Source organism: Streptomyces sp. Ru73 (assembly GCF_002920575.1).
Classification (GTDB): domain Bacteria; phylum Actinomycetota; class Actinomycetes; order Streptomycetales; family Streptomycetaceae; genus Streptomyces.
This window is the reverse complement of the sequence record NZ_PQSQ01000005.1, coordinates 102,577-114,422: the sequence shown is the minus strand read 5'-3', so window position 1 is coordinate 114,422 and position 11,846 is coordinate 102,577. Positions and strand designations below refer to the sequence as shown.

Sequence of the window (11,846 nt, the reverse complement as noted above, 5' to 3'; positions counted from 1 at the left end):
CACATGGCGCCATCCTGTATCGAACGTGCACTCGTAGGCGCCTCAACTCTCACGGCGGCCAGCACCCCTTACTCGGTGAACCATAAGGCTTGCGCGTGACGCCATAGTGGTGCCACTATGGCGTCACTCATCGCGCCACGCTTGCCGCGCCAAGCGCCACCACCACGAGAGGAAATCCGATGAACCAGACCACTCCCAGCCACCGGTCGGCGCCCGTTCCGCACGGCCTTCCGATGGAGCGTGACGCGGGCCCGTTCGCGCCGCCCCGGCGTATCACGCAGCTGCGCGAGACCCGGCCCGTCAGCCCCATGGTGTTCCCCGACGGTCACGAGGGCTGGCTCGTCACCGGGTACGACGCGGTGCGTCAGATGATGGCCGACACCCGGTTCAGCTCACGCCAGGACCTCGGCGTGCTCCACGTGCCGTACGAGATACCCGGCATGCCCGTGCCCACCGAACCGTCCCCGCAGGTGCCGGGGTTGTTCATCACGATGGACCCGCCGGACCACAGCCGGCTGCGGCGCAGGCTCACCGGCGCGTTCACCGTCAGACGCATGAGAATGCTCGAAGAGCGCATCATGGAGATCACCGAACGGCAGCTGGACGAGCTGGCGCGGCTCGCCCCGCCGGTCGACCTGGTGAAGGCGTTCGCGCTGCCGGTGCCCTCCCTGGTGATCTGCGAACTGCTCGGCGTGCCGTACGCGGACCGGGAGACGTTCCAGGTCAACTCCGCCAAGTTCCTGGTCAAGGACCAGGCGCTGGACGAGAAGATGGCCGCGTACGGCGCGATGACCTCGTACCTGGCCGAACTGGTCACGCGCAAGCGCGCCGAACCGGGCGAGGACATACTCTCCGACCTCGCCCGCCAGGAGGACCTGACCATCGAGGAGCTGACCGGCGCCGCCTTCCTGCTGCTGCTCGCGGGCCACGAGACCACCGCCAACATGCTGGGGCTCGGCACCTTCGCGCTGCTGGAGCACCCCGAGCAGCTGGCCGAGCTGCGTGCCGACCCGGACCTGATCCCCGACGCCGTCGAGGAGCTGCTCCGGTACCTGTCCGTCGCCGACATCTTCTACCGCTACGCGACGGAGGACATCGCGCTCGGCGGCGAGACGATCCCCGCGGGTTCGACGGTCGTCGTCTCGCTGCTGGCCGCCAACCACGACCCGCGGCGCTTCGACGACCCCGGCACCCTGGACATCCACCGCAAGGCCCGCGGCCTGCTGTCCTTCGGGCACGGCGTTCATCAGTGCCTCGGCCAGCAGCTGGCCCGCATCGAGATGCGCGCCGGCTTCGCGGGACTGCTGCGCCGCTTCCCGACGCTCCGCCTCGCCATTCCCGCCGACGAGGTGAAGCTCAAGACGGACATGAACATCTACGGCGCCCATGAACTGCCGGTGACCTGGACGGAAGCGGCCCGGTAGAGCCGACGGGCGCCCCTGGCCGGGTGCCGCTACGCCGGGCCCGATGGCCCGGTGTGGTGGTCCAGCAGGCGGGTCAGCGTCCGCACGAACTGCTCGCGTTCGTCCGGCTCCAGCGGCGCGAGCAGCACGTCGTGGAGGTCGTCCAGCACCTTGTCGAGGCGCCGCAGGTGACGGCGGCCCCGGGCGGAGATCGTGATGACGTTGCGGCGCCGGTCCTCGGGGTCCGGCGCCCGCTCGACGAGCTTCCGCTCGGCCAGTTCGTTGAGCACGGCGACCATGTCGCTGCGGTGCATGCCGGACCGCCGGCTCAGTTCCGCCTGGCTGCCCGGCCCGTACTCCTCCAGTGAGGCGAGTACGGCGTAGTGCCATTTCCGGGCGTCGGCCTCGGCCAGCCCCTCGTTGATGAGCCGGTCCGACCGCATGCACAGCTGCGACAGCAGCCGGCTCGCCCGCCGGCGCAGCCTGTCGGGCGTCCTGGGCGCGCCGTCGTCGGGCATGTCCGCGGCCTCGGCTCTGCTCATGGCGGTCATCCTATCCATTGCGTTAGTCCCACTAACGATGTACGTTCGTCGCTCGCTCAAACCGTTGGTGCGACTAACGATTGCTGGACTCCGAGAAAGGATGATCTTGCCGAGCAGGACACTGCAGATTCCCGCCGCGGACGGCCTGGCCGACGCCTTCGCCGCCTTCCCCGACGACGGCGGTCAGCACCCCGGGGTGCTGATGTACCCGGACGCCTTCGGCATCCGGCCCGTGGTGCGGGAGATGGCCCGCGAACTGGCGGGGCACGGCTACTGCGTACTCGTCCCCCACTTCTTCTACCGGCACGGCCCGGCACCGGTGGTCGAGCTTCCCGAGTACATCGGAGAAGACGTCCGGCCCGCGCTGATCGCCCAGCTGATGCCCCTGATCGAGGCGCACACCCCCGAACGCATCGCGCGCGACGCGGAGACCTACCTGGGGTTCCTCACCGCGCAGCCCGAGGTCGGTGCCGGGCCGGTCGCGGTGACCGGGTACTGCATCGGCGGCCTGCTGGCGCTGCACACCGCCTCGGCCCATCCCGGACGGGTGGCCGCCGTCGCCGGGTTCCACGGCCCGGTGAGCGCCGGCGGGTCCGAGAACCTGCACGCCTTCCTCTCCAGGATCACCGCCCGGGTCCACCTCGGCCATGCCGAGAGCGACCTGACCCCCGAGGCCCTCGGCGAGCTCAATCAGGCCCTGGACGCCGCGGGGGTCGACCACACCTCCGAGATCTACCCCGGCACCGTCCACGGCTTCACCATGGCCGACACCGACGCCTTCGACGCCGCGGCACTGCGGCGTCACTGGGACCGCTTGCTCCCCCTCCTCGGCCGCACCCTGACCAGCGGCTGAGGCACGGCGCCAGGGCGACCCCGCGAGCAGAGCCGGTTCTCTGAGCGGTCTCCTCGCGGGGTCTGGGCGGGGAGACCGCCGGGGGAGGTGAGGTACAGGAAAGCGCATATATGCGCGTGAGGGAACGGTCCTGCACGGACTCACTCGAACGAAGGACGCGCCGGAGTCCGGGCCGGCACTGGAGCGCCCCGTGATAGCGCCCATCGACAGCACCCACAACCGGATCCCGTTCCTGCGGGACGGTCGGCTCATCACCGTGACCGGTGACCGGTGGCCGGCGGCTGGCGGCAGACTTCGGCCTGCGCGCCGGTCTCCTCCGGCCGGTGCCACGCCTCAGCCCTGTACGCGCTCCAACGCGCGCGCCAGGTTCTGTGCGGGCTCGCCGAGGAGCCCCTGGTGGAAGGCCGCTTCATAGGTCTGGTCGGACACCGCGGCGCGGGCCGCCCGCTCGCACTCGGCGCGCATCGCGCCCAGTTCCGGCATGCCGCGTTGGGGGTGTCCGGTGGCACGCCAGTACGCCTCGCTGGTGCCGGAGACGAACGCCGCTTCCTCGCCCTTGCCCTGAGCGGCCAGGGCCGCGGCGAGCAGGTCCAGGCCGAGGGCCACACCGAAGCTGTCGCCCAGGCCCCGCTTGCCGACCAGCATGGCCCGCGCGTGCCCGGCGGCCTCGCGCGGCTCACCCTGGAGCAGTGCGATGAGCGCAAGTTGGTAGTTCAGATAGGCGCGCGTCCAGAACTCCCCCTTCGCCACGCACAGTTGCTTCATCTCCTGGGCCATTTCCCGCGCTTCGGCCAGTCTTCCCGTACCGGTGAGGGCGAAGACGGAGACGAGGCGGCAGCGCAGCCGGGCCGCCGAGGGCTCCTCCATGCCAGAGTCAGGGGCCGGGTCCGTCTCCTGTGCCCGGTCCACGGTGGCCGCCGCCTCCAGGGGGCGGCCGAGGAGGAGGGCGAGCACGCCGGCCAGGTAGGCGGCGTCCAGCCGGTCGTCGGCATCGCCGTTGCGGGAGGCGTGCCGGGTGCAGCGTGCGCTGATGCGCCGCGCCTCGTCGTACTCCCCCTGCAGGGTGAGCGCGACGCCGAGTGACCACAGGGCCGCGGCGTGGTGCGGGCCCGGTGTCCCGCAGCGGGCCAGGGCCTGTTCGAGGTAGGCGCGGGCGCTGTGCAGGTGCCCGCAGCAGACCCAGAAGAAGCCGACCGAGCCGATCAGTTCGACCGCCCTGGGCGGATCGGTGGCCAGCAGGTGTTCCATGGCGGCGCACAGGTCGCTGTGCGTCTCGGCGAGGCGCGCGTACCAGTACATCTGGCGGGCGCCGAACCACTCGGCGCGGGCCCGGGCTGCGAGCTGCAGGCACCAGTCGGCGTGCCGGCCGGCCGCTTCGGCTTCCTCGCCCAGTTCGTGCAGCCAGGTGGCGCCGTACTCGCGGATCGTGTCGAGCATGCGGTAGCGGTCGCCGCTGCGCTGCACCACGGACTGGTCGACCAGTGCCTGCAGGGTGGCGGCGATGTCCTCTTCCGCCAGTGGCCCGGCGGCGCAGACGCGCGTGGCGGCCGCGAGGTCGAAGCCGTCGGCGAAGACGGACAGGCGGGCCCAGAGGAGTCGTTCCAGCGGCCGGCACAGCTCGTGGCTCCAGCCCACCGTCGTACGCAGTGCCTGCTGGCGCGGCGGCCAGGCGTGGTCGCTGCCGTCGAGCGCCTCGAAGCGGGAGGCCAGCTTCGCCGTGACGCCGGCGAGGCCGTGCTGGGGCACCTGTGCCGCGGCCAGTTCCAGGGCGAGGGGGATGCCTTCCAGGCGGTGGCAGATGTCGGCGGCCACCGCTTCTTCATGCGGCTGGAGCGGGCGCCCGCCGTCGGTCATCCGCTCGGTGAACAGCCGCAGCGCGTCGGCGCCGTCGGCCGCGAGCGGGGCGAGCGACAGCACCTCCTCCGCCCGGATGCGCATGGCCTGCCTGCTGGTGGCGAGGAGGGTGAGGTCGGGCACGGTGGTGAGGAGGTCGGCCGCGAGCGCGGTGCACGCGCCGAGGAGGTGTTCGCAGCCGTCCAGCACCAGCAGGAGCCGCTTGCCGGCCAGCCATTCGCAGAGCGCGTCGATCGGCATGCGGGGAGTGTGGTCGGACAGGTCGACGGCGTCGGCGACGGCGTTCACCAGGAGCCGGTCCGTCTGCAGCATCGACAGATCGGCCCACCACACGCCGTCGGGGTACTCCCCGGCCGCCTGCCGCGCCGCGCGCAGGGCCAGTCGCGACTTGCCGACGCCGCCCAGGCCCGTGATCGTGGTCAACCGCCGCGCTTTGAGCAGGTCCTGCAGGAGTGTCAGTTCACTCTCGCGTCCGACGAAACTGCTGTGCTCTTCGGGCAGGTAACCACGCATCCGCATAGTGTGCCGCACTTTTTCCCCTGCGTAAGCGGAGTCACAGGCGCCCCACGGCCATCACGGGACCTCACACCCGGGCGGGGTACTTCGCGGGCCCCGGCTCCATGGCTGCCGCGCTCCCGATCTCACCCGATCGGGCGCGTTCGGACACCGCGGCAGCGGACAGACGGACCCTGCACGGGGTCGGCCATGCGTACCGCGCTCGGGGGCTTCACGCCGTGCACCACAAGGCCACGGAGCCCGGACCCCGCCCCGCTGGCCTGCAGAGGGCATGGCGGGCCGGCCCTCAGAGGAGCACCACCGAACGCAGCACGTCGCCGTCGTGCATCCGCTCGAAGGCCTTCTCGACCCCGTCGAGCCCGATCGTCTCCGTGACGAAGGCGTCCAGGTCCAGGCGCCCCTGCCGGTAGAGGTCGATGAGCATCGGGAAGTCGCGTGACGGCAGGCAGTCGCCGTACCAGGACGAGGTGAGCGTGCCGCCGCGGCCGAAGACGTCCAGCAGGGGCAGCCGCAGCTCCATGTCGGGAGTCGGCACGCCGACGAGGACGACCGTGCCCGCCAGGTCGCGTGCGGAGAAGGCCTGCTCGTACGTCTCCGGGCGGCCGACCGCGTCGATCACCACGTCGGCGCCGAATCCGCCGGTCAGCTCGCGCACGGCGGTGACGGGATCGCCCTGCCGGGAGTGGACGGTGTGCGTGGCGCCGATCCGCTCCGCGGTCTTCAGCTTCCGTTCGTCGATGTCGACGGCGATGATTCTGGCGGCCCCGGCGAGCCGCGCACCGGCGATCGCCGCCGCGCCCACGCCGCCGCAGCCGATGACCGCCACGCTGTCGCCGCGTCCGACCCGGCCGGTGTTGAGGGCGGCGCCGATGCCGGCCATCACCCCGCAGCCCAGCAGTCCGGCCGCCGCCGGTGCCGCCGCCCGGTCGACCTTGGTGCACTGTCCGGCCGCAACCAGTGTCTTCTCCGCGAAGGCGCCGATGCCCAGGGCCGGGGACAGCTCGGTGCCGTCGGTGAGGGTCATCTTCTGCCGGGCGTTGTGGGTGTCGAAGCAGTACCAGGGCCGGCCGCGCCGGCACGCCCTGCACTGGCCGCACACCGCACGCCAGTTGAGGATGACGAAGTCCCCCGCTGCGACGTCGGTGACGCCTTCGCCCACCGACTCCACGACGCCCGCCGCCTCGTGGCCGAGCAGGAACGGGAAGTCGTCGCCGATGCCGCCCTCGCGGTAGTGCAGATCGGTGTGGCACACCCCGCAGGCTTCGACCTTGACCAGCGCCTCACCCGGACCGGGGTCGGGAACGACGATCGTCTCCAGGCCGACGGGGGCGCCCTTGCCCCGCGCGACGACAGCACGGACCTGGTGCGTCATGGTCACTCCTGAGCTGTTGCAAGAACTGAGCGATGTCTCGTTGCGCTGTTCCGTCAGTGCGTGTTTCGTGTTTCGTAATGCGGCACACGTCTCGCTTGCCGCAACACAGCATCACGGAGAGGCGGACGATGGTCAAGAAGTGAAGGCGAAGGGGAACGATCCGGCCGGACGACCTCGCGGTACGCCGGCAGCCCGGCCGCGGCGGCATCAAGTGTGCCGGCCGCGACAGGGGTTCGGGCAACCGCGTCGCGGTCGCAACGTTCTCGTTCCGTGGTCTTGACGTGAACGCTCAGCCGATGTTCCGTTGCGTAGGCAGAAACACGTCTTGCCATGAGCAACGATGCTCGGGCGTGAGCCGCCGCTTGCGACGCCGCTGTCCAGGACGGCCACCGACCGGGCCCCACGGGTCACTGGTCTCCTTCGCCGTACGGCCCTCCCTGCTGTGCCGCCGGGGCGCGCGCCCGGCAGCGGCGCTGGGCGAGGTGGTCGTCCGAAGGCGCGTCCGGCCGTGCGGCCGCCGGTCCACCGTCCCCTCATTCGGGAGGTCTTATGTCGATCCGTGCCATCGACGAGGCGCCACTGAACAAGTTCCACCGAAAACTTACCTGGGCCTGCGCGGGCGGCCCTTTCCTGGACGGATACCTCCTCAGCATCGTCGGCGTCTCGCTCGTCGGCATGAGCAATGAACTGCACCTGACGACGGGCGACGAAAGCCTCATCGGCGCCGCGGCGCTGATCGGCATCTTCGTCGGCGGGCTCTTCTTCGGCGCCGTGACCGACAAGGTCGGCCGTGAGGCGATGTACACCATCGACCTGGCGGTCCTGGTCGGCGCCTCCGCGCTGTCGGTGTTCGCCACCGATGCCTGGCAGGTCGTCGTGCTGCGGTTCATCCTCGGCATCGCCATTGGCGCGGACTATCCGATTGCTACGTCCCTGCTGGCCGAGTGGGTGCCCAACAAACACCGCGGCCGGCTGCTCGGCATCCTCATCCTCGCCTGGTACATCGGCGCGGCGGCCGCCTACGCCGTCGGCTACGTCCTGGCCGAGATCGGCGGTACCGGCACCTGGCGCTGGATGATCGCGTCCTCCGCCGTGCTGTGCGCGGTGATCCTGCTGCTGCGCCTCGGCACGCCCGAATCCCCGCTGTGGCTGGTGAACAAGGGGCGGACCGCCGACGCGCAGAAGGCGATCGAGCGGGCCCTGAACCGCACCGTCTCCACCAAGGAACTGCTCGCCGCCGCGGCCACCGAGCAGTCGCTGCAGCAGCACCGGGTCCGCGACCTCTTCCAAGGCACCTATCTGCGCCGGACCCTCTTCTGCGGCCTGTTCTACATGTGTCAGATCACGCCGATGTTCGCGCTGTACACCTTCGGCCCGACCATCCTGGGCTCGTTCGGCCTGAGCGAGGGCAATGCGAGCAACCTGGGCTCGGCGCTGATCAGTGTCGTCTTCGTGCTCGGCTGTCTCCCGGCGCTGCGCATGGTGGACCGGATCGGCCGCCGGCCGGTCATCGTCTGGTCGTTCGCGCTGATGGCGCTTCCGCTCATCGTGCTCGGCGGCGGTTCGGCGATCCCCTTCGCGGTCGTCGTGCTGTGCTTCTGCGCGTACGCCCTGTTCTCCGGCGGGCCGACCGTCCTGGAGTGGACGTACCCCAACGAGCTGTTCCCCACCAGCATCCGGGCGACGGCGGGCGGTGTGGCCACCTCCATCAGCCGGGTGGGCGCCGCTGCGGGCACCTACCTGCTGCCGATCTCCCTCAGCAAGCTGGGGGTCGGCCCGACCATGCTCATCGGTGCGGGCATCACGCTGGTGGGCTGGCTGGTGTCGGTGCTGTGGGCCGAGGAGACGCGGGGCCGGACGCTGGCGGAGACCAGTGCGCTGCCCGCCACGCGCCCCTCCGCCACCGGTACGGAGGGCCGCGAGCGGGTCCGGCGGGACCAGTACCAGGACGAGTACCGGGGCTCATGACGCCGGATGCCGCACGTCCGGCGCCCGGCACCTGGACCCGGTACCCGGCGCTGCGCGCCTGATCCGCCGCCGTAGGGGCATCGCCGCATACGGCAGGCAGCCGGCCGGCCTCCGACGAGGCCGGCCGGCTGTCTGCCGAGGCCGGGCCCGGCAGCGTGCGTCGCAGGGTGGCGCGTATGGCCTGTGCCGATGTCTTGACAGCCATCGCTCAGCGGGAAGACTGTTCCTGATCGCAACGGAGGCGGACAGTCCGTTCGCGGTATGACGAGCGTTCAGCGCCGACCGGGAGAGGGCGGAGAGCTACGGCCGACCAGCGGGCTGCGGCCGCCGACCGGCAGACGGTGCGCGGCGGCGGGGCCGTACAGGGAAAATGCGCCGCACGGCACAATGATCACTCAACGGTAGCCGAGCATACTGGATGTATGGAAATGCCCGCATTTCGACTGCCCTCCATGGCGCCTTCCCGCCTGTTTGCCGGAAGGCGCGCACGGAGCCGGCGTCCGCGGCCACGGCCGGGTGCCGGGCAGCCGGCCCCGCCCGAAGGCGGCCCGGGCGGTTCCCTGCGCTCCCTGCTCAGCGCGCGGAGCGTTGCCGGGCAGGGGTTCCTGCTGCAGCTGGCGGTCGTGCTGGTCCTCGTCCTCGCCGCCGTCGCGGCCCTCGTCCTGCAGGCCAGGGCGTCGAGCCTGCGGGAGGCCCGCGGCCGTTCGCTCGCCGCTGCCGAGGCGTTCGCGCACGCGCCGGGGACACTGAGCGCCATGCGGTCAGCCGACCCCAGCGCGCTGCTGCAGCCGCGCGCCGAGGAGGTCAGGAAGACGTCCGGGGTCACCTACGTCATCGCGTTCAGTCCCGACGGCGTCCGCTGGACCCACCCCGACCCGAAACTGATCGGCAAGCGCGTCACCGGCTCGTACGCCGACGCGCTCGCGGGCCACGTGCACCAGACCACCTACCGGACGCCCGGGGTGGGCCGCGCCGTGGACACGATGGTCCCCGTCGTCGACCGCAGCGGGAAGGTCGCGGGGCTGGTGTCCGTCGGCATCACGGTCGAGAGCGTGAACGCCCGGGTGACCGACCAGCTGCCACTGCTGCTCGGCTCGGCCGCCGTCGCGCTGGTGCTGGCCACCGGCGGTTCGGCGTGGGTGAGCCGGCGGCTGATGCGGCAGACCCGCGGCCTGGGGCCTGCGGAGATGACCCGGATGTACGAGCACCACGACGCGGTCCTGCACTCGGTGCGGGAAGGCGTGCTCGTCATCAGCGGCGAGGGCCGGCTGCTGCTGGCCAACGACGAGGCGCAGCGGCTGCTCGGCCTGCCGCCGGACGCCGAGCGGCGGCCGGTCACCGAACTGGGGCTGGAGGCGGACACCGCCGAACTGCTGGCATCGGGCCGGACGGCCACCGACGAGGTGCACCGGGCCGGTGACCGGCTGCTGGCGGTCAACCTGCGGCCGGTGGGCGGCGACAGGGATCCGGCGGGCAGTGTGGTCACCCTGCGCGACACCACCGAGCTGCGGGCCCTCGCGGGCCGCGCCGCACTGGCCAGGGAACGGCTGCAGCTGCTCTACGACGCGGGTGCGCGGGTCGGGACGACGCTGGACGTGGTGCGTACCGCTGAGGAGCTGGCCGAGGTGGCGGTGCCCCGGTTCGCCGACTTCGTCACCGTGGAGCTGGTGGAGGCGGTCACGCGGGGCGAGGAACCGAACGGCACCAGCGGCGAGATGCGCCGTGTCGCGACGCGCGGCATCCGCGACGACCAGCCTCTCCTGCCGGTGGGCGAGCTGATCAGATCGGCGCCCACCGGACCGATGGCGGTCGGCGTGGCGAGCGGGCACGCGGTGCTCGTACCGGACCTGGCCGCCTCCGACGGGTGGCGCGCCCAGCTGCCGGAACGCGCGCAGCACGTCCTGGACTACGGCATCCACACCCTGATCTCGGTGCCCCTGCGGGCGCGCGGGACGGTGCTGGGCGCGGTGAACTTCTGGCGGTCGCAGAGCGCGGCGTTCGAGCCGGAGGACCTGTCCTCCGCCGAGGAGCTGGCCGCGCGCGCCGCGGTCTCCATCGACAACGCCCGCCGGTACACCCGCGAGCACACCATGGCGGTCACGCTGCAGCGCAGCCTCCTGCCGCACGGGCTGCCGGAGCACTCCGGCATCGAGGTGGCCCACCGCTATCTGCCGGCGAAGGCCGGGGTGGGCGGCGACTGGTTCGACGTCATTCCCCTGCCGGGCGCGCGGGTGGCGCTGGTGGTGGGCGACGTGGTGGGACACGGGCTGCACGCGGCGGCGACGATGGGCCGGCTGCGGACCGCGGTGCACAACTTCTCCACGCTGGACCTGCCGCCCGACGAGCTGCTGAACCATCTGGACGAGCTGGTGGCCCGCATCGACGCGGACGAAGCCCCCGAGGGCGACGTCGCGGAGGTGACCGGCGCGACCTGCCTGTACGCCATTTACGACCCGGTCTCCGGGACGTGTGCGCTCGCCCGGGCCGGCCATCCCGGGCCTGCCGTGGTGCGCCCCGACGGTGTCGTGGAGTACCCGGAGGTGCCGCTCTCGCCGCCCCTGGGGCTGGGCAGCAGCCAGCCGTTCGAGACGGCGGAGATCCAGTTGTCCGAGGGATCGCAGCTGGCGCTGTTCACCGACGGTCTGCTGGAGGACGACGACCGCGACCTCGACACCGGCCTGGCCCAGTTGCGTACCGCGCTGGCCCATCCGGGCCGTGATCCCGAGGAGACCTGCCGGGCGGTCTTCGACGCGGTGCTTCCCGCGCGGCCGCGGGACGACGTCGCGCTGCTCATCGCGCGTACCCGGCTGCTGGACGCGGACCGGGTGGCCGCCTGGGACGTACCGAGCGACCCCGCAGCGGTCCCCCGGGTCCGCGCCGAGGCCACCCGCCGGCTGGCCGAGTGGGGGCTGGACGGGATCGCGTTCACCACCGAGCTGCTGATCAGCGAGCTGGTCACCAATGCCGTCCGGTACGGCACCGATCCGATCCGGCTCCGTCTGCTGCACGACAACGACACGCTGATCTGCGAGGTCGCCGACGGCAGCAGCACCTCGCCGCATCTGCGCCGGGCGAAGACCGGCGACGAGGGCGGGCGCGGCCTGTTCCTGGTCGCCCAGTTCGCCCAGCGCTGGGGCACCCGCTACACCTCCCGCGGCAAGGTCATCTGGACGGAACAGTCCCTGCGCGACCCGGCGGCCGAGCCCGCCGAGGACGTGGGCGACGCGCTCCTGGACCAGTGGGACGACGCGGAGTTCTAGCGCGGCGCACGGTGCGGGACGCCGGGCGGAGCGACAGCGTACGCGGCGGGGGCGGAGCGACAGCGTACGCGGCGGTGC

Annotated in this window: 7 protein-coding genes; 4 read left to right on the top strand and 3 right to left on the bottom strand. The window is 71.9% G+C overall.

All coding sequences use genetic code 11. From position 1 onward, the window contains the following. The first annotated feature begins 179 nt into the window (after window positions 1-179). A complete protein-coding gene (locus tag C3486_RS03930) occupies window positions 180-1,424 on the top strand; it encodes a cytochrome P450 (protein WP_103831123.1) in 1,245 nt (414 codons plus the stop codon). Window positions 1,425-1,453: 29 nt separating this feature from the next. Here C3486_RS03930 and C3486_RS03925 read toward each other — a convergent pair whose 3' ends face one another. Continuing rightward, a complete protein-coding gene (locus C3486_RS03925; protein ID WP_103831173.1) occupies window positions 1,454-1,945 on the bottom strand; it encodes a MarR family winged helix-turn-helix transcriptional regulator in 492 nt (163 codons plus the stop codon). A 100-nt stretch (window positions 1,946-2,045) separates the two neighbouring features. Between C3486_RS03925 and C3486_RS03920 the strand changes: the two genes are divergently transcribed. Next, on the top strand, window positions 2,046-2,798 hold the full coding sequence (locus tag C3486_RS03920) for a dienelactone hydrolase family protein (protein ID WP_103831122.1): 753 nt from the start codon (window positions 2,046-2,048) through the stop codon (window positions 2,796-2,798). 333 nt (window positions 2,799-3,131) lie between these two features. Here the strand turns inward: C3486_RS03920 and C3486_RS03915 are convergent, their stop codons facing one another. After that, window positions 3,132-5,165, bottom strand: coding sequence for an NB-ARC domain-containing protein (locus C3486_RS03915; RefSeq protein ID WP_103831121.1), 2,034 nt, complete (start codon window positions 5,163-5,165; stop codon window positions 3,132-3,134). Window positions 5,166-5,454: 289 nt separating this feature from the next. Next, window positions 5,455-6,540, bottom strand: a complete 1,086-nt coding sequence (locus C3486_RS03910; RefSeq protein ID WP_103831120.1) for an S-(hydroxymethyl)mycothiol dehydrogenase — start codon at window positions 6,538-6,540, stop codon at window positions 5,455-5,457. 549 nt (window positions 6,541-7,089) lie between these two features. On the opposite strand from C3486_RS03910, the gene C3486_RS03905 reads away from it, so the two are divergent. Continuing rightward, on the top strand, window positions 7,090-8,508 hold the full coding sequence (locus tag C3486_RS03905) for an MFS transporter (protein ID WP_103831119.1): 1,419 nt from the start codon (window positions 7,090-7,092) through the stop codon (window positions 8,506-8,508). Between the two features lie 452 nt (window positions 8,509-8,960). Beyond that, window positions 8,961-11,768 carry a SpoIIE family protein phosphatase gene (locus C3486_RS03900; RefSeq protein ID WP_103831118.1) on the top strand — a complete coding sequence of 936 codons (2,808 nt, stop codon included), beginning with the start codon at window positions 8,961-8,963 and terminating at the stop codon, window positions 11,766-11,768. The last annotated feature ends 78 nt before the right edge of the window (window positions 11,769-11,846 follow it).